The organism is Chryseobacterium sp. GTID13, assembly GCF_056172655.1.
In genome coordinates this window covers 489,579-508,847 of sequence record NZ_JAOCMB010000006.1, presented here as the reverse complement: position 1 = coordinate 508,847, position 19,269 = coordinate 489,579, and the positions used below count along the sequence as shown (strand labels likewise).

The 19,269-nt window shown below is 37.7% G+C and carries 17 protein-coding genes and 2 pseudogenes; 10 read left to right on the top strand and 9 right to left on the bottom strand.

Annotated features, from left to right (window positions below):
- The first annotated feature begins 70 nt into the window (after positions 1–70).
- Positions 71–1,075 carry a DHH family phosphoesterase gene (locus tag N4G44_RS18620; protein WP_474928856.1) on the top strand — a complete coding sequence of 335 codons (1,005 nt, stop codon included), beginning with the start codon at positions 71–73 and terminating at the stop codon, positions 1,073–1,075.
- A gap of 187 nt (positions 1,076–1,262) precedes the next feature.
- Here the strand turns inward: N4G44_RS18620 and N4G44_RS18615 are convergent, their stop codons facing one another.
- The 6 genes from N4G44_RS18615 to tilS (N4G44_RS18590) form a co-directional block, all read right to left on the bottom strand.
- Positions 1,263–1,997 (bottom strand): patatin-like phospholipase family protein, encoded by a 735-nt coding sequence (locus tag N4G44_RS18615; protein WP_474928854.1) that lies wholly within the window; start codon positions 1,995–1,997, stop codon positions 1,263–1,265.
- 25 nt (positions 1,998–2,022) lie between these two features.
- Complete coding sequence (locus N4G44_RS18610; protein ID WP_474928851.1) at positions 2,023–2,805, bottom strand: alpha/beta fold hydrolase; 783 nt, start codon at positions 2,803–2,805, stop codon at positions 2,023–2,025.
- Positions 2,806–2,865: 60 nt separating this feature from the next.
- On the bottom strand, positions 2,866–3,393 hold the full coding sequence (locus N4G44_RS18605) for a biopolymer transporter ExbD (protein WP_474928850.1): 528 nt from the start codon (positions 3,391–3,393) through the stop codon (positions 2,866–2,868).
- 271 nt (positions 3,394–3,664) lie between these two features.
- A complete protein-coding gene (locus N4G44_RS18600) occupies positions 3,665–5,731 on the bottom strand; it encodes a protein-disulfide reductase DsbD family protein (RefSeq protein ID WP_474928848.1) in 2,067 nt (688 codons plus the stop codon).
- Complete coding sequence (gene tilS / locus N4G44_RS18595) at positions 5,728–6,063, bottom strand: tRNA lysidine(34) synthetase TilS (RefSeq protein WP_474928846.1); 336 nt, start codon at positions 6,061–6,063, stop codon at positions 5,728–5,730. Before tilS (N4G44_RS18595) ends, N4G44_RS18600 begins: the two co-directional genes overlap by 4 nt.
- Before the next feature lie 80 nt (positions 6,064–6,143).
- Positions 6,144–7,046: a tRNA lysidine(34) synthetase TilS gene (gene tilS, locus N4G44_RS18590; protein ID WP_474928844.1), complete on the bottom strand. Its 903-nt coding sequence runs from the start codon at positions 7,044–7,046 to the stop codon at positions 6,144–6,146.
- Positions 7,047–7,136: 90 nt separating this feature from the next.
- On the opposite strand from tilS (N4G44_RS18590), the gene N4G44_RS18585 reads away from it, so the two are divergent.
- From N4G44_RS18585 to N4G44_RS18560, 6 genes and pseudogenes are all read left to right on the top strand, one after another.
- Positions 7,137–7,970, top strand: coding sequence for an OmpA family protein (locus tag N4G44_RS18585; protein WP_040997574.1), 834 nt, complete (start codon positions 7,137–7,139; stop codon positions 7,968–7,970).
- A gap of 399 nt (positions 7,971–8,369) precedes the next feature.
- A pseudogene (locus N4G44_RS18580) lies at positions 8,370–9,016 on the top strand (O-methyltransferase).
- A gap of 88 nt (positions 9,017–9,104) precedes the next feature.
- A complete protein-coding gene (locus tag N4G44_RS18575) occupies positions 9,105–9,821 on the top strand; it encodes a C40 family peptidase (RefSeq protein WP_474928841.1) in 717 nt (238 codons plus the stop codon).
- A gap of 17 nt (positions 9,822–9,838) precedes the next feature.
- Positions 9,839–10,306 (top strand): DUF1648 domain-containing protein, encoded by a 468-nt coding sequence (locus N4G44_RS18570; protein WP_474928839.1) that lies wholly within the window; start codon positions 9,839–9,841, stop codon positions 10,304–10,306.
- A complete protein-coding gene (locus N4G44_RS18565; protein ID WP_474928836.1) occupies positions 10,303–10,647 on the top strand; it encodes a cupin domain-containing protein in 345 nt (114 codons plus the stop codon). Before N4G44_RS18570 ends, N4G44_RS18565 begins: the two co-directional genes overlap by 4 nt.
- A gap of 5 nt (positions 10,648–10,652) precedes the next feature.
- Positions 10,653–11,885: a 3-deoxy-D-manno-octulosonic acid transferase gene (locus tag N4G44_RS18560; RefSeq protein WP_474928834.1), complete on the top strand. Its 1,233-nt coding sequence runs from the start codon at positions 10,653–10,655 to the stop codon at positions 11,883–11,885.
- Here N4G44_RS18560 and N4G44_RS18555 read toward each other — a convergent pair.
- The 3 genes from N4G44_RS18555 to N4G44_RS18545 form a co-directional block, all read right to left on the bottom strand.
- Positions 11,877–12,503: a deoxyuridine 5'-triphosphate nucleotidohydrolase gene (locus N4G44_RS18555; RefSeq protein ID WP_474928832.1), complete on the bottom strand. Its 627-nt coding sequence runs from the start codon at positions 12,501–12,503 to the stop codon at positions 11,877–11,879. The genes N4G44_RS18560 and N4G44_RS18555 overlap by 9 nt on opposite strands.
- A gap of 67 nt (positions 12,504–12,570) precedes the next feature.
- Positions 12,571–13,257 carry a glycosyltransferase family 2 protein gene (locus N4G44_RS18550; RefSeq protein WP_474928827.1) on the bottom strand — a complete coding sequence of 229 codons (687 nt, stop codon included), beginning with the start codon at positions 13,255–13,257 and terminating at the stop codon, positions 12,571–12,573.
- A 21-nt stretch (positions 13,258–13,278) separates the two neighbouring features.
- On the bottom strand, positions 13,279–14,274 hold the full coding sequence (locus N4G44_RS18545) for an acyltransferase family protein (RefSeq protein ID WP_474928824.1): 996 nt from the start codon (positions 14,272–14,274) through the stop codon (positions 13,279–13,281).
- A gap of 176 nt (positions 14,275–14,450) precedes the next feature.
- Here N4G44_RS18545 and N4G44_RS18540 point away from each other — a divergent pair, with 176 nt between their 5' ends.
- The 3 genes and pseudogenes from N4G44_RS18540 (at position 14,451) to N4G44_RS18530 (ending at position 19,220) form a co-directional block, all read left to right on the top strand.
- On the top strand, positions 14,451–14,921 hold the full coding sequence (locus tag N4G44_RS18540; protein WP_040997555.1) for a lipocalin-like domain-containing protein: 471 nt from the start codon (positions 14,451–14,453) through the stop codon (positions 14,919–14,921).
- A 182-nt stretch (positions 14,922–15,103) separates the two neighbouring features.
- Positions 15,104–18,116: pseudogene (locus N4G44_RS18535) on the top strand (leucine--tRNA ligase).
- Positions 18,117–18,356: 240 nt separating this feature from the next.
- Positions 18,357–19,220, top strand: coding sequence for a MotA/TolQ/ExbB proton channel family protein (locus N4G44_RS18530; protein ID WP_040997551.1), 864 nt, complete (start codon positions 18,357–18,359; stop codon positions 19,218–19,220).
- Positions 19,221–19,269 lie beyond the last annotated feature (49 nt).

The window sequence follows — 19,269 nt, the reverse complement described above, 5'->3', positions numbered from 1 at the left end:
ATAATATGTAGCTCATTTATTTAAAAGCTCTATCTTTGAAAACTCAAATTTAAAGAAAAATAAACACACGATGTTTACACCAGCAGAACTTTTAGATATCAATACATTACTTACGCCTGAAAACAAGATCGTTATCCTCACCCATTACAATCCGGACGGGGATGCTATAGGTTCCAGCCTGGGGCTGAAACATTATCTGGCTGCGAAAGGTATTCCTGCGGAAGTAATTGTACCCAACGATTTTCCGAAATTCCTGAAATGGATGCCGGAATCTAAAAAGGTGATCATCGGTGAATATAAAAGAAAATATGCTTTCGACCTGATCAGCGGAGCAGATGTGATCTTCTGTCTTGATTTTAATTCTCCTTCAAGAATAGGATTGTTGGGTGAATGGCTGACAAGATCAAAGGCTAAGAAAATTCTTATCGACCATCATCAGCAGCCTGAAAAATTCGATTTTGTTTATTCTGATACTGTAATTCCTGCCACTTCACAGATGATTTATCATTTCATAGAAGCGATGGAGGACGAAAAGCTGGTCAACCAGAATATTGCAGAATGTCTTTACACTGGGATTATGACGGATACAGGCGGCTTCCGTTTCCGTTCCACAAGCGCAACCACCCACAGGATTATTGCCCACTTAATTGAAAATGGTGCTGATCCTTCCGTGATCACTTCCAATACATGGGATACCAATACGGTTTCCCGTCTTCATCTTCTTGCTCTCGTGCTGGGAAGAATAGAAGTGGTGGATGATGGTAAGGTGGCTATTTTGTCTCTTACAAGAAACGAACTGAAAGAATTTGGTTTCCAGAAAGGGGATACGGAAGGCTTCGTGAACTACGGGCTAAGTATTGGCGGCGTAAAGATGGCAGCTTTCTTTATGGAGGATCTTTATGAAGATTTTATTAAAATTTCCTTCAGGAGCAAAGACGATGTGGATGTGAACCAGTTTTCCAGAAAATATTTTAACGGCGGCGGCCACATCAATGCAGCGGGAGGAAAATCTGATGAATCTCTGGCAGATACTATTGAAACATTTAAGAGAAAACTTGAGCAGGAAGAGCTGTAAGAAGGCGAAAAGGCAAAATTGTAAAAAGGCAAAATGTAATTTGTAGTTTCTGATACACTCAGACTCTAAAACACTTATACACTCAAACCTTTTGTGTAGCCTTTGCTCTCGAGTTCTTCGCACGTATACTCGTAAACCTCCTGGAACATGACATCCAGGTTCTTCTTGCTGAATAAGCTGAACTTCGTCATTTTAGGGGGTCTAAAAAAATATCACAGGATTTAACCTTTGAATAAACCGATTTCGCGATGGCCAAATGGAGAATCCGGTCGAATTCCTTCATAAGGCTCATTTTTTTTAATTCATCATAGCTTATAGAGTTGACGTGGGAAGCGATCAGAAAGTCACATTTATCAATAATAGGTTCTATAGGAAGGTTGTCTAAGACGCCTCCGTCGACATATATTTTTTCTCCCATTCTTACAGGCGGCAGAACGAAGGGAACGCTTGATGAAGCTAAAAGAGGGCTGAAAAGTTCTCCTTCCGAAAAGAAATCTACAATTCCGTGGGTCATTTCCGTAGCAGTTACATAAACAGGAATTTTTAAGATTCTGAAATCATTCTCAGGAAAATGATCATTGAACAGTTTTAAGATAAAATTGGAGCTGAAAATGCCATTCTTGGAAAGCTTAAGATAGGATCTTGAAAAGAAGGTAGTATACTTTACAATATCCATCATCTCATCCGGTGATTTTCCGAAAGAATAAAATGCTCCCACAATAGAGCCGGCGCTGGTCCCTGAAATAATATGCGGTTTCAGATTGTATTCTTCCAGTGCCTTCAGTACTGCGATATGGGCAATCCCACGCATGCCTCCACCGGAAAGGGTGAGGCCGATGACCGGCGGTTTCTTTTTTTGAACGAGAATAAACCCATTGAAATAATTATTCCTTACTAATATACAAGAATTTTTGATACACACTGATTCAGATCAGGAAGCCGGTCTGTTACAGGACTAATTTTTTGGGTAAATTGTGAAGAAGCTCAGTGTTGATGATTTCGGCACAGATGCTTGGTTTTTCCCAATGTCCGTTGTGTCCGCAGTCCAGGATATAAGATTTTATATTGGTTCTGTCCGGCAGATGCTTGATCATGGTGTCTGTTTTTACTGCATTATCGTGTTTTCCGGCCAGGATTAAAATTTTAGCTTCCAGGTTTTCCAAGACATGCTTTTTGTCTGTTCTTTCCACCATACCTTTTACACAGGCAAGTGCTCCCATGTTGTTGGTAGAAAGTGCTGTCTCCAGTGCAGTTTCAATTTTTCCTTCCAGAACATCTCTTTCATTAGGATTAAAAAGATTAGGAACCCCGGCACGGGCGTAGTGGGCGAAAGCATCTTTGATAATCCTGTAGCTTTTGATGCGTTGCTGCTTTTTCTCTTCATCATCAGGGAAATAGGTAGAGAAAAATAAAGTCAGGCTTTTAAGGGTTTCAGGATACTTATCTGCAAAGGCCAGTGAAGTGTATCCTCCCATGGAATGTCCCAAAAGATGCACTTTGCTTAGTTTCTCATGATCCAGAACTTTCTTCACTTCATCAGCCATCAGTTCCATAGTGTGGACTTCGGCCAGGATATCAGATTGTCCGTGACCGGGAAGGTCTATTTTCAGCAGTGAGAAATTGTCAGAAAGATGAGGTTCCATGTCGCTCCAGATAGAAATGTTTTCCATAAAACCATGAAGAAGCACTAAAGTCTCTTTTCCGTTTCCTTTTCTTTCAAAGTTCAGCATAATCTTAGTTGTTTCTTCAAATTTAAATAAAAAAGAGCATTGTAAAAATGCTCTTCGATTCTATTGGGTTAATTCGGTATAAATTTTCTTTTCCCATGGTTTTATATCTGTGATGCCGTATCTTTCTTTTTTAGAGATCGCGATATTGTCCAGAATGTCTACAAAATTTTTATAATTGGCGTCATCAGTAGGTTTTACAATGACGGTGAAATTTTCCGGTGCCGGTGCATTTTGATAAGCTTCAGAAATAATCTTGGAGATTTTTACCCCGCTGAAATCTGTTTCTTTCAGGTTTGCTGTATTCAGGTCCTTCTCATTGCTTTGGTGGTAAAATACCCTGTTATCTTTCCCGAGGATAAAGGTTACCTGATTTTTATCTCCAATATGAGGAATGTTTGTTGGATGTGGATTAGGATCCTTCGCCGGAAGTCCCAGATCCATTACATTGGGTTTTGTAAAATTGGTGGTAAACATAAAGAAGGTGATCAATAGAAATCCTAAATCTACCATTGGAGTCATATCCACCCGGATTAATTTTTTTCTTTGTTTGCTTCCTCCCTGTTTTTCTTGTGCGATTACTTCAGCCATAATTTCATATTTTTAAATGTTAAACGGTTTTGGTGAAAAAGTAAAGTATCGATACTTATTTGAAGGAGTGTATACAAAGTTTATACCTAAAATTAATAAATAACAATGAAATTTAAAATTTATAAAATTATTGGCATAAAATAGCTGTACAAGATTTTATATTCATAAGATTTTGTGAATTTTTAAGAATATTGCAATTTTTAGTTTTACAATATCAAAAAAGCCCTATCAAAATAATGATAAGGCTTTTTATTATGTTTAAATTAAAAATTTACTTCGTCGTTTTATAGTAATTAACTCCGCATTCTAAGAACTTTTTAAAATCCTCTTTCGGCATATATCCGGATACCGGTGTATTGATTACTTTTCCATCCGGAGTGATCAAAACGTAGTGCGGTTGGGAATTGTTGTTGAAATTCACCTGCTGGAATAAGCTCCATCGGTCACCAATTGTTTTTACCTTTTTCACCTGTCCGTCTCCAAGATCGATTTTGGTTTTCTGATCTTCAGGAAGTTCTTCCTTGTCATCTACGTACAGAGAAGCTAATACCACATCATTCTGTAAAATCGGAAGAATGTCCGGCTCACTCCATACGAATTCCTCCATTTTACGGCAGTTTTCACAACCATAACCCGTGAAATCGATCAAAATAGGCTTGCTTTCTTTTTTAGCAAGCTCAACGGCTTTAAAGAAATCGTGTTCAGGATGCATTCCCAGAATTCCGTCTTTTTCATCGTGAAGATAACTTACATTCAATGGAGGAAGGATTCCGCTTAATAACTGTAGTTTTGGACGGTCAGCAGGAATTAATCCCTGGATCAGGTAAATCACAAAACCTATTCCTAAGGCTCCCAATACCTTTCTGGTAACGGAAATTTTCGGTTTTTTGTCATCATGAGGGAATCTTATCAACCCGAATAAATAAAGTGCCAATCCTAATGCAATGATGATCCATATGGCAATGAAAAGCTCTCTTTTTAACAGGAATGTTTTAGAAACCAGATCGGCTTTAGATAAGAATTTCAAAGCTAAAGCTAATTCTACGAAACCAAGCACTACTTTCACGGTATTCATCCATCCTCCTGATTTTGGAAGACTCTGTAAAGCCTGCGGGAATAAAGCCAGCAAACCAAAAACAATAGCCCATGCCAGCCCGAATCCTGCCAGTGCAAAGGTAAGCAGCATAGGAACATTGGTAGATCCTGTTACTGCGCTTCCCAGTAAACTTCCCAGGATAGGTCCAGTACATGAGAAAGAGACAATGACAAGAGTTAAGGCCATGAAGAAAATACCGATAATTCCTCCTGCTTCTTCAGCTTTGGAAGATTTATTGGCAATAGAACTTGGTAACGTAATGTCATAATATCCGAAGAAACTTCCAGCGAAAAAGATGAATATGATAAAGAAGGCAATATTCAGCCATACGCTCGTGGAAATCTCATTGAAGATATTTCCGGCAATTCCATCGATCAAATGGAAAGGAAGACTTAATAGAACAAAGATCAGGAGAATGAAAAATCCATAGATCAATGCATCTCTTTTGCCTTTTGCCTTATTTTTATTTCCTTTGGTAAAGAAAGAAACCGTTAGCGGGATCATAGGGAAAACACATGGAGTCAGCAGTGCAATTAAGCCCCCTACGAATCCTAAAAATAAATAGGTCCAGTAGTTTTCGCCTACTTTTTCCACAGCAGTTCCGCAGTCGGTCAAAGGTTTCTGGAAATCAATGGTTGCTATTTTCAGCTGTTTCGGATCCAGTTTTGAAGTTTCTGCTACGGTTACTTCTCCTTTTACAGGATCTGCAACCACAGTTTCTACCGTTTTTACCGAATCTTTCGGAGCCTCAGTTTTTTCTTCTGTAGCTTCTTCAACGGCTCCTTTCGGGGTTACTTTTTGATTGAATTCTAAAGTGTTCGGAGCTAAACAAACCCTGTCATCACAGGTCTGGTAGGTAATTTCAGAGGTGACATCCGCAGGTTTTGCAGGATCTTTCAGTTTAAATTTCTGCTTGAAACCGGCTGAATTGGAGTAAAAAACAATCGTTCCCCCGAAAGCCTCTGAAAATTCTTCATGCTTTTTACCGACTTCAGTAAATTTCCCGATCAGCTCGATGTTTTTCCCCGAAACTTTATATTCCGTAGGAATTCCCGTATCTTCAGGAAGATCTTTGGAATAAATATGCCAGCCGCTTTCCATGGTAGCATTTAAAACAGCTTCATATTGGTTGTTCCCCAGATCGTTGATGGTGAACTTAAACTTTACAGGATTTTTGATCTGTGCATTAATTCCTGCCGCTAAGAACAGCAGAACCGCTAAAAACCAGTTTCTAAATTTCATTTTTTCTTTTCATTAAAAATTTTGAGAATACTTTTCGTTTTCTCATCCTTTGCATATCGTCTGTCCTGTCTGAGAGGTACAATTCCAAGCACGGAATTCATACTGTCACACAGGATCCAAATTTTTGGCCTCGCTAAAATAGATAATTTTTCGTCCCTAAAAAACTTAGAAACTTTCTTTCTGCCCGAAAAACCGTAAGGATAGAACTCGTCACCATCCTGGTGTTTTCTTAATCGCAGTGGGAACTGAAGTTTTGCGGCATCAAAATCCCATTCAAAACTGTTATTGATTCCTTCAATATTCTCAATTGTATTTTCAAGGCTGAGGCTCATGAGATTTCCCAGGGAATCAAAGCTTTCAATGAGGCGGATTTCATCTTTTGCTTCCTGCTCCTTGTTTTTATCTACGAGAATTAACTCATTCCGGTTGATGATGAGGTGATAATCTTTTGAAAAAAAGAGCTTCCGTTTTCTGCAGTGAAAATTTTAGGAATTTCTTCCTCCTGGTCAAATCCGTATTTCTTTAAAATCTCAAATTGTACGAAAGCGCTTTCCAGGCTCAGCTTTTCCTTTGATAAGATTTTGTACGCGGGGTTAAATAAAGTGATCTTATTTTCAATTTCCTCAATCTGTTTTTCTACAAAATCCCTGGTTTGGTTTAAATATGAGGAGCTTTTTTTGAAATTTTCCAGAAAATGTTCATTCGTTTCTAAAAGTTTGGGAACGATTTCGTTTCTGATCTTGTTTCTTAGATAGTCACTTTTTTTATTTGAAAGATCTTCCCGGAAATCAATCTTATTTTTTTCAGCATACTCATAAATTTCCTCTTTTGAAAAATTTAAAAGTGGGCGGATTGTATTATTCCTGCCTGCCGGAATTCCGCTCAGTCCGCTGATGCCGGAAGCTTTGGAAAGATTAATGATGAATGTTTCCAGCTGGTCGTTCAGGTGATGAGCGGTAACGAGAAATTCAAGGCTTTCCTGCTCCCGGACTTCCCTGAAGAAGCGGTAACGGATTTCCCTGGCCCAAAGCTGGATGGAATTGTCCGGTTTTTTATCTTTTTCCGAAACTTCATACAGATGAAACCGGACATGATTTTTCTCACAAAAATCCTGAACCGTTTTCTGGTCCAGATCCGAATCTTCGCCCCGGAGCTTATAATTGATATGGGCAACCTGGTAGATAAGCCCCAAACCCTGAAAAAAAGAGGCCAAGACCATAGAATCGGCACCGCCGCTTACAGCCAGAAGATAGCTGTGATTTTCCGGATTTCTGACAAGCTTTTCAAGCTGATTTTTAAAACTGAATTTTTCCAAGACTTATGTTGAAGATTTCTTTTATGCAAAGATAATCCATAAAATTCAATTCAATTTTGCTAACTTTGATTCGTCTAAAAATGATTACATATGAAGATTATTAAAATTTTAGGAATTTCTGCAATGGCGTTGGGGCTAACTTCTTGTGTCAGTAAAAAGCAGTATGATGCATTAAGCACAAACTATAAGCAGTGTATTGAAAATATCGGGGAAAGACAAAGAGAGATCCAGGATTTAAAATCTCAGAACTCTGCATTGACAGGGGAGAATAATCTTTTAAAAAGCCAGCATGACGCTTTGAAATCGTCTTTGGATGCATGTCTTTCCAATACAGGCAAAAGTTCGGCTAATATTGATAAACTGGTTGGGGAAATCAATGCTTCCAACTCTTACATCAAACAGCTGATTTCTAATAATGCTAAAAATGACAGTCTGAATCTGGCTTTATCCAACAAGCTTAAAAGATCTCTTGATAATGTAGCAGACGATGATGTACAGGTAAAAGTGCTGAAAGGAGTAGTAATGATCTCGCTTTCTGATAAAATGCTTTACAAAACAGGAGACTACAATGTACTGCCTGCTGCCCAGGAAGTGCTAGGGAAAGTGGCTAAAGTAATTAATGATTATGATAAATATTCAGTGCTTATCGAAGGTAACACAGATAATGCACCTTTAAATTCTCCGAACCTGCCAAGAGACAACTGGGATCTTTCTGCATTGAGAGGAACTTCCATTGCGAAAGTCCTTCAGACACAGTTTGGCGTGGATCCGGCAAGAATGACAGCGGGAGGACGTTCTGAATATAACCCTAAGGCAACGAATATGAGTGTTTCGGGAAGAGCGGAAAACAGAAGAACGGAAATCATCATTATGCCGAAGCTGGATGAATTCATGAAATTAATGGATATTGCTCCTAAGAAATAATTGAACATACATACAAAAAATAAATCCCGAAATCATTCGGGATTTATTTTTTTCATCAAATTAGCTCTTCTTTTTTCAATAATGAAATAATCCGATGAAAAAATGAATTGGATATTTCTGTTTTAGTTTTTTTAGACGAAGAATCCGCCTTGCCTTTCGGCCCTGCGGTCTTCTGATTCTCAGTGTTAATTAGTAGTTTTTCCCCTACATTCATTACTTTTTTCTTAGTGTTCTTACCCTTTGTTCTCTGCAAATGTATCATTAACTTCCGTACGAGAGTATCCGTATTTTTACGGTATTTTAAATGGGGTTTTTACGGAGAAAGCAATGAAAAGTAAAGCTGGTAATTATTTTTTCTTTATATTTAAGTACTTTTGGACAATATAAAAGAATTGCAGTATGAGCTTTTTTGAAGAAAAAATCCCGAAATGGACAGGTACCTGGAGACCCATGCGTCATCAGAGCCTGAAATTCTGAAAAAACTGAGAAGAGAGACGTATCAGAAAACCACACAGCCGCACATGATATCGGGCTATCAGCAGGGAAGACTTTTAACTATTATTTCCCAAATGATGCAGCCTAAAAATGTACTGGAAATAGGAACATTTACAGGATATGCCACACTTTGCCTGACAACAGGACTGGCTAAAGAGGGAAAAATTACGACGCTGGACGTGAATGAAGATCTTGCTTATCTGCCGAAAAAATATTTTGAGGAAAGTGAATATGCGAAACAGATTGATTTTAGGCTTCAGGATGCAAAACAGTTTTTAAGAGAAACGGATGAGGTTTTTGACCTTGTTTTTATAGATGCCGATAAAGAAAATTATGCGGAATATTTCAGACTGATCAAGCCCAGAACAAAACCGGGTTCTGTAGTACTGTTTGATAACGTTCTTTGGTACGGAAAAGTACTGGAGGAAAATCCGAAACAGAAATCTACACAGGTCATCAGGGAACTGAATGATTTGATCGCAAAAGACGATGATTTTGAAAATCTTATTTTACCTTTGCGTGACGGAGTAAACTTCCTTCGCAGGAAGTAATTAAAATATTCAAAGATTAAAGTATTAAAAGATTTTACGGAAGTAATTTTTTAATCTTTAAATTTTTAATCTTTAAATTTAGAATTTAATGAATAAAGGAATTTGTAATGTTACGGTAGCACCGGTTCGTGCAGATAGTTCTGACAGAGCGGAAATTGTTACGGAAATACTGTTTGGGGAAAGCGCAGATATTTTGGAAGTGAATAAAAACTGGACCAGAATAAAAATGCATTATGATGGCTATGAAGGATGGATGGATACCAAGCAATTGAAGCCCGTAACAGACGAGGAGCTGGCCAAAAGAAAAGTAACCATCGTGACTGAAGATTTCTCTTCGGTACTTACGAATGATGGAAAAACCCTTTTATCCATGGGATCTGAGGTGGAATTTCCGGCGGTGGCTTCAAGAAGGAGCCATGATCTTCGTGAGAGTATTGCTTTAGCAGCAAAAGAATTCCTTAATGTACCTTATTTATGGGGTGGTAAAAGCTTTTTTGCAGTAGACTGCTCAGGCTTTACCCAGCTTGTCTATAAAATTCATGATATAAAATTACCGAGAGATACCTATCAGCAGGCAGAAGTGGGTGTGCCTTTAACCTTTGTAGAGGAAAGCCAGCCCGGCGATCTTGCCTTTTTTGAAAATCCTGAAGGAAAAATTATTCATGTCGGAATCATGCTGGACAACCAAAAAATCATCCATGCTTCAGGAAAAGTGAGGATAGATACCCTTGATTCTACGGGAATTTTCAACAAAGAAATGAATAAGCATACCCATAAACTGAGAGTAATCAAAAACGTACTCTAGCTTTAAAAACCATCGGAATGGAGAATATTATTTTTACTCTTTTTGATATTTTTAATTTCGGATTAGTGGTTTTTTTCTGGTGGTTTACCCTGAAACATTATAAAAACCTCCCTAAAAGAATTCCTGTACATTTTGATTTTGATGGAAAAGCAGATAGTTTTGGAAACAAAGCGTTTTCCTTTTTCACCCCACTTCTGGGAACGTTTTTCTATTTCCTGTTTGCCTATACATTAAGGCATCCTGAAACAGCCAATTTTCCTGTAGAAATTACAAACCAGAATAAAGATGTCCAGTTCCTGATTATGGAAACATTTTTGAGGTGGCTGTTCGCGCTGATCATGCTTATTTTTATGAATGGACAGGATTATACGTTCAGATATGCTTTTGATGAAAATGTGAAACCAAAAGTTCCATTGTCCACGGCTATTTTATTAGTAATAGGAAGCTTAATTATTGCTTTAATTTTTGTAGGAATATTCAAATGATACAATCTAAACAGAATTCGGAACATTATACATGGGGAAACGGCTGTGACAGCTGGGTACTGAACGATTCCAAGAATCTCTCCGTAAAACTGGAAAAAATGCCGGCAGGAACTGCTGAAAAACTTCATTTCCATGAAAGGGCAGAGCAGGTCTTTTACATTTTAAAAGGAGAAGCTATGCTGCACATCAATAACGAAAAATTTCAAGTAAAGGCCGGGGAAAGCATTTCCATTCAGGCCGGATCAAAACATTTTATTTCCAATGAGTCTGAAGATGCAATAGAGTTCCTTGTTATTTCCAGCCCATCGACCCATAATGACCGTACTGAAATTGAAAAATAATTAAGATGTCCTTTCTATACAACATATTTGTCAGCCTCCTCATTTTCGGAATGAAAATTTTCTCTTTGTTTAATGATAAAACTAAAAAAGGAGTTGAAGGGAGAAAGCAGTCATTAAGCAAAGTAAAAGCTGCATTTTCACCCTCAGACAAAGTAATCTGGATGCATGCAGCCAGCCTTGGCGAATATGAGCAGGGGCTTCCCGTTTTGGAAAAGCTCAAAGAGAATTTTCCCGATCATAAAATTCTGATTACTTTCTTTTCCCCTTCAGGCTATGAAAATATTGTAAAAAGGAAACATATTGCAGATGTGGTTTGCTATCTTCCCTTTGATAAAAAAAGTACTATAAAAAAGTTCATTTCCCAATTTGATACAAAATTGTTTTTCACGGTTAAATATGACTACTGGTACCACCTTCTGGCGGAGCTTAAAGAGCATGGAGCTAAAATTTATGTGATTTCTGCCTTGTTTTATGAAAGTCAGGCCTTCTTTACATCTTATGGGAAATGGTTTGTAAAGCAGCTCAAAAAAGATGTAGACTGGTTTTTCCACCAGACTACCTTTTCTTTTGCATTAGCCAAAAGTATCGGACTGGTTAATTCTTCGGTAGCAGGAGATACAAGGTTCGACAGGGTAAAACAGCTCCGGGCAAGAGATAATCACGTTGAATTCATTGCGGATTTTATAGGAAAGCATCAATCTGTTGTATTCGGAAGTTCATGGCATGCAGAAGAAAAAATTGCTGCCACAGTTTCCAGGATGAATGCTGATCTGAAGCTGATCATCGCTCCTCATGATCTGAAAAGAGTGGATCATTTAAAGAATCTTTTCCCCGAAGCATTATTATACAGCGAAATACGGAATTCGGTGCTTCCGGTTCCCAAATATCAGGTTTTAATCATCGACAGCATTGGTTTATTGTCAAAACTATACTCTTATGCAGATGTAGCAGTAGTTGGCGGAGGTTTTCATGATGCGGGGCTGCATAATATCCTTGAGGCTGCTACTTTTGGAACTCCTGTGATTTTTGGGGATCATTATAAAAAGAATCCTGAGGCAGACGATCTTATTGCAGCCGGCGGAGGAAAATCTTTTTCAGAAGAATATGCAGCAGCAGATTTTGTGTTGTTTCTTCTTAACAATGAAGAGGAGTTACAGGAAATGTCCGGAAATGCAAGAAAGTTTATAAAAGAAAAGCCTGATGCTACAAATCTTATCCTGCAGAAGATTTTATCTTAAAAATCCCTGGTTTTTAATGTCTTTGATGATCTGTTCAATATTTTCCGGGATATTATCGGATTCAAGCCAGTTGATATCCAGGCCGTTATTGATGCAGAGTTTTTTCAGGTAATGATTTTCAGAAATTTTGTTGCGGGTTTCTCTCAGAAGCTCATCAATCTCCATCCAGTAATCTTCATCGAGCTTTCTTGTTAATACCAGTGCTTTGAAAATTTTATTAATGATATAAATGTATAATTTATAGACATTATCAAACCTTTGTCTGCTCAGATCACTGTTGGAATCCAGAATTCTGTTCACCAGCAAAAGATTCAGAGAAACTTCCCCAAACTTATCCGTTGTTATTTTAACATGTTCGGTAATATCTGCACTGATAGTCCGGATAGTACTCATGAAATATTTGGCATTCCCGATATATTTTGAAGCCAGGAGGATTTTTTCTACAACATTTTCTTCCATGGTATTTCTCTTGTCATCGGTTGTTTCCGGGTCTATCAGCTCAAAATACAGTTTTTTAGACAAAAGTTTATCCTTTTTCAGGAGCCTGAAAATAAGACGGTCTTTTTCTATGCTGGAAAAAGCACTCAATGCAGCTTTAAATTCTTTTGAGTATTCCACTAATTGAAAATCTTAGAATATTTCAGGAACCCGTTTATCGCCCAGTTGGCCGTATAATAAAAGGATTTTACAGTAGAAAAGCCCATAAAGTCTTTATATACCAGATACTGATCCTTGATGATGTTTTTTTCTTCCGCGAAACACTGTTTTCCCGCATCCTGTACTTTGCCAGCGTCTTGTTAATGGGCATTCCTTCAGGAATTACCTTTAAAAGGTTCAGCCACATGACGTGGTCTTCACGTTTGCTTTTTATAGGAAACAGGAATTTTCCGACTCTTTTGGTATCGTACATGGTAGAAACCGGAGCAAGCCTGCAGGTTTTCAGGAGGTTGGAAAAAGTAACAACCTTGTCAGCCAGGAAATCCTTTAAAACGGGCTGCAGCTGCTCATTACATCTCGAGTAATTACAGTAGACCAGTTCCGCGTTATTTTCCTGCATATAATCTGTCATGGTTTCCAGATATTCGGGATACCAGAAATCGTCGGAATCCAGAAAAGCAATATACCTTCCTGCAGCTCTTTCAAGACTGTTGTTCCTTGCATTTCCTGCACCTCCATTTTTCTCAAGAACGTGTAATTTTATTCTCGGATCATTATATTTCCGGATAATTTCGACCGTATTGTCCTTGGAGAGATCATCGGTGATCAGCCATTCCCAGTTTTCATAGGTTTGGTTTAAAACAGACTGTATCGTCTCTTCGATGAATTCTGCGGAATTATAACAGGGAGTGATGATGGAAACCAGGTCTTTCATTTATGCTTTTCTGCGGTAAAATTATAAAAATTTTTTCTCATACAGGTGCCACGATGCAATTCCTATCCCGATCACTACCAGCATGCAGACAAAACCCATGAAAAAAGGATTATAGCTGGCAAACAGTCCAAGCGTAGCAAATACCCTGATAGTAGGGAAATGGAATATGTAAATACCATAGGTGAAATCTCCGTACTTCCCGAAGTTGTTCAGGAATTTCAGGGAATAAGCAATATACAGCACAATTATACTGATCATCATAGGCGAAAACAGCTTGATATGAAGAATCAGATCTATCCAGACCGTAATAATCGCAATAATGAACAGTACGTTTTTATGTTGAATGAATTTGTCAAAATGAAAATAGATCAGCATTCCCCCAATGAAATAGCAAAGTGATCCGGGCAATTGTCTGGATATGGCTGGTCTGCCTGTCATTTCAAAATAATTGAGGAATATCAGGGAAAGGAAGTACAGTACAATTAAACTTACATTCCTGTATTTATTGTTTTTTCCGAATAATAAGAAGGTCAGCGGGACGGCAAAGTAAAAAGCCATTTCAATCTTAAGGGTCCAAAGAGCGCCGTTTACCGCCTCGTTGCCAAATACTCCCGGAAGGGAAGGGGCCATGAAATTCATAAAAATAGAATTCCAGAAGAAATATTTATAGACCTGTATATTACTGAAATAATCAGAAAAAGACAAGGTACTTACGAGGCTCAGAAGGGTAGTACAGAGAAATACAACCAGTAAATAGGCAGGAACAATTCTGTTGAATCTTTTTTTAGCATAGCTTTTAAGGCTGGAAGATCTCTCGTAGCTCCTTGCAATAAGGAATCCACTGACAATGAAAAACGAAAAAACGGCAACTTCTACGGGACTGTGGGTTAAAAATTCAAGCTGTTTAGAGTCACTTAAAGCTCCCAAATGTCCTACAAAGACAATGAAAGCAAGGAGAACACGGATGAAGTCAAAATTATTTTTCGTTATACTCTGCATTTCTGTTTCTTTCTGCAAAAATAGTTTTTTAATGGATAGAGGAGAAACTGAAATTCAATATTTGTTAAATAATGGCTGTTTTAAAGGTTAACCTTCCAAAATTTTCAGAAATATACTTTATTGAAATTATTTTTCACAAAAAATGGTGATATAAATCAAAAAAATTATAATTTTAGCCCTTGAAAATTTTATCTATGAAGAAATTAGCATTACTATTTGCAGGTTTATCATTATTTGTAGCTACAGGGTGTAATGATGATGATAAGGAAATGGAGTATCCTCTTGTAGGGGTTTGGCAGCCATTGAAAGAAGTGGTTACTACTGTAGAAACCGGTGAAGACCCTGTTTCAGACCTTATTACCTATACCGATTGCCAGAAAGAAGGCAGATGGAGATTCAATTCTGAAGCCACAGGAAAAGTAACCACGAATGGAGAGATCGGTACAACCCCGCAATGTACCATCTTATCTGATCAGAATTTTACCTATACATATGATAGAAGTGCGAAAACAATAGTGATCAAATTCCAGGGAATTGTAGAACCGTCCAACGGAAAAATAATTACCCTCGACGATACTACCCTGAACTTATCCCTGAGAGAAGAGACCCAGGATCCGACTGTATATAAAACAAGGACGTATACCATGAGAAGAATTCCTCAGTAAATATACTTTCCATACCTAAATACAGATCTCATCTCCGGATGAGATTTTTTATTGTAAGGGATTTCCGAATTAATTAAAATTAAAATTTCCATTTCTTTTAAAATCATTATTTTTGTGAAAATTAGAATGGGAGCTGAAAAAAATCTAACATCTAATATCTAACATCTAATATCTATAATAAAGTGTTTTACGATCATCAGCAGATAGAAAAAAGTGGCAGAAATACTGGGAGGACAATCAAACCTATAAAACCTCCAACAACACAGATAAACCTAAATTTTATGTTCTCGATATGTTTCCGTATCCATCCGGGGCAGGGCTTCACGTGGGGCACCCGCTGGGATATATTGCATCAGATATTTATGCGAGATATAAAAGGCATCAGGGATTTAATGTTCTTCACCCTGTAGGGTATGACAGCTTCGGACTTCCTGCTGAACAGTATGCGATCCAGACAGGTCAGCATCCTGCTATCACAACTGAGGAAAATATCAACAGATACGAACAGCAGCTGAAAAAGATCGGTTTTTCATTCGACTGGAGCAGAGAAGTGAGAACTTCAGACGCCTCTTATTATAAATGGACACAGTGGATCTTTATTGAGCTGTATCATTCATGGTATAATAAAAATACAGATAAGGCAGAACCTATCCAGACTTTAATCCAGCATTTTGAAGAAAAAGGGACGGAAGGTTTAAATGCGAATCAAAACGACGAATTGACGTTCACGGCAGAAGAATGGAAAAATGCTTCTGACCTTGATAAAGAAGATATCTTATTAAATTACCGTTTAGCTTACAGAGCCGAAACTACCGTAAACTGGTGCCCGGCTTTAGGAACCGTATTGGCCAATGATGAGGTGAAAGACGGGAAATCTGAAAGAGGAGGATTCCCTGTATTCCAAAAGAAAATGATGCAGTGGAGCATGAGAATTTCCGCATACTCAGAAAGATTATTGCAGGGATTAAATACCTTAGACTGGCCACAGCCGCTTAAAGATGCCCAGGAATACTGGATCGGGAAATCCCAGGGAGCGCAGGTGAAGTTTCAGGTAGAAGGTCATGATGAAACCATTGAAGTCTTTACAACAAGACCTGATACTATTTTCGGAGCAACATTTATGGTACTGGCCCCTGAAAATCCTTTAGTGGATGCTATTACTACAGCCGCTCAGAAAATTGAAGTAGATACTTATATAGAAGAAACTTCCAAAAAACGGAAAGAGACAGGATGTCTGATGTGAAGAACGTGAGCGGTGCCTTTACGGGAGCTTATGCCATCAATCCTTTCAGTGGCGAGAAAATGCCTGTTTATATTTCAGATTACGTATTGATGGGCTACGGAACAGGTGCTGTAATGGCTGTTCCTGCACATGACGAGCGCGATCACAGATTTGCAAAGAAATTCAACCTTACGATTAAAAAGGTAGTTGAGACCGATGAAGATGTTCAGGAAAAATCCTTCGACTCTAAAGATTCTGTTTGTGTCAATTCAGATTTCTTAAACGGGTTACATTATAATGATGCCAAATCAAAAATAATTTCTGAAATAGAAAACAAAGGAATTGGCCACGGAACTACAAACTACAGACAGCGTGACGCCATTTTCTCAAGACAGCGTTATTGGGGTGAGCCGGTTCCTGTATATTATAAGGAAGGAATGCCTTACACACTTCCGGTTTCCGCTTTACCGCTGGAACTTCCTGAAGTTGAAAAATATTTACCGACTGAAGACGGTGATCCGCCATTAGGAAATGCGAAAGTATTTGCCTGGGACGAAGCCAATCAAAAAGTGGTTTCCACAGATCTTATTGATGATCAAACCGTATTCCCGCTGGAATTATCCACCATGCCGGGTTGGGCAGGAAGCTCATGGTATTTCCTCAGATATATGGATCCGAATGATCAGGAGGTTTTTGTTAAAAAAGAATTGGCAGATTATTGGGGACAGGTAGATTTATACATTGGAGGAAGCGAGCACGCAACCGGCCACTTATTATATTCCCGTTTCTGGAACATGTTCTTAAAAGACAGAGGCTATATTAATCAGGATGAGCCTTTCCAGAAACTGATCAACCAGGGGATGATCTTAGGGATGAGTGCACTTGTGTACAGGGTTATTTTTAATTTTAGAATTGAATTAGAAATTAAGAATAAATTGGCAAATGTATCTTCAATTGCAGAGGTTACTCCTAGTATTACTCTATTTGTTTCAAAAAATTGTTTCAAAAAAGATTCATTAAAAGAACTTGGTATATATATACTTAATGAGGATGTAAGAAATGAAATTTTGGAAAACTTTAAAAAGAAATTTGATGAAATCGATGGGGAAGAAGTTGAGATCAGAAATTTTGAAGATTCATATCAGACTCAGCAAATTCACGTTGACGTATCCTTATTAAAAGGAACCTCTGATGAATTGGATACTGAAACCTTCAAAGCCTGGAGACCGGATTATGCCGATGCTGAATTTATTTTAGAAGACGGAAAATACATCACAGACCGTGAAGTAGAAAAAATGTCCAAGTCAAAATACAATGTTGTAAACCCTGATGACATCTGTGAAGAATACGGAGCAGACGGCTTAAGACTGTATGAAATGTTCCTGGGACCTTTGGAGCAGTCCAAGCCGTGGAATACACAAGGGTTAAGCGGAGTATACGGTTTCCTTAAAAAATTCTGGAACCTGTATTTCAACGGCGATACTTTTGAAGTTTCCGATGAGGAGCCTACAAAAGCAGAATACAAAGTTTTGCATACCTTAATAAAGAAGGTGGTTTACGATATTGAGAACTTCTCATTCAATACTTCCGTATCTTCATTTATGATCGCTGTGAACGAGCTGCAAAAAATAAAATGTAACAAACGCAATATTTTAGAGCCGTTAGCCGTTATCATCTCTCCGTATGCCCCGCACATTTGTGAAGAGCTTTGGAGCTTATTAGGAAATAAGGAATCTGTGGAATTTGAGAAATTCCCTGTATTAAATGAAGAATACCTTGTAGAAGATGAAATTGAATATCCGGTAAGTGTAAACGGTAAAATGAAGTTCAAAATTTCACTTTCTGCCCAGTTATCGCCTAAGGAAGTAGAAGATTTGGTGATTTCGGATGCCAGAATGCAACCTATTTTAGAAGGTAAAACTCCTAAAAAAATCATCGTAGTGCCTCACCGTATTGTGAATATCGTAATTTAAAAAAAGTTAACATTGGCAAATTAAAAAAAATGAGGGTCTTATTTTTTTAAATTTCTAACTGAAATGTTAAATTTGAGAAAAATAAATAAAATAATTAAAAATAATTATTATATCGAAATCGTATTAAAATTTCTTTATCAGAAAAATGCAAAATGTTTATTTAAGACTCTTGCATTTTAATTAATTTTGCCTTTAATTTACACCCTGTAAAATTTTAAAAACAATATAATTTAGTTAAATATGGAAATGAATGTTTCAAAAAATGATGAGCAAGTAGTTGCTAGAAAAGCAGGAGGTCTAAACCCGGCTGTTATTATTCCTATTTTATTCGTTATAGGAGTTTGTATTTATTTATTTGTTCTTGGGAACCCAGGAAACTTTAAAGACGCAGAAAAGCTAGGTAGCGGATCTGTAGCTTTCTCAAGTGTTGATGGAAAAGACATTCACCCAGAATCGTTTTTAGGTATTATCTACAAAGGAGGGGTTATCGTACCAATCTTGATTACTTTCATGATTACTGTAATCGTTTTCTCTTTTGAAAGATATTTCGTTCTTGGTAAAGCTGCTGGAAAAGGAAACCTAGACAACTTCGTAGTACAAGTAAGAAGCTTATTGAATCAAAACAAAATTGATGAAGCTTTAGAAGAGTGCGACAGACAACAAGGATCTGTAGGTAACGTAGTGAAAGAAGGTCTTACTACTTACAAAGCACTTTCTCACGATACTACTTTAAATAAAGAGCAAAAAATGGTAGCTCTTAACAAAGCGATCGAAGAAGCTACAACTCTTGAAATGCCAATGCTTGAAAAGAACATGATGATTCTTTCTACTTTAGGTACTGTAGCAACGCTAATCGCACTTTTAGGAACTGTAATCGGGATGATCAAAGCATTCTTCGCATTAGGTTCAGGTGGTGGTACTCCGGATGCTGCTGCACTTTCTACAGGTATCTCCGAAGCCTTGATCAACACGGCATTAGGTATTGGTACTTCAGCTATCGCGATTATCCTTTATAACTTCTTTACATCTAAAATTGACGGATTAACTTATAAGATCGACGAGATCGCTATGAGCATCCAGCAGTCTTTCGCTGAATTCAACTAAGAATTAGCAAGGAATTTGCATTCCAATTAAAAAGAAGTTTAATATTAAA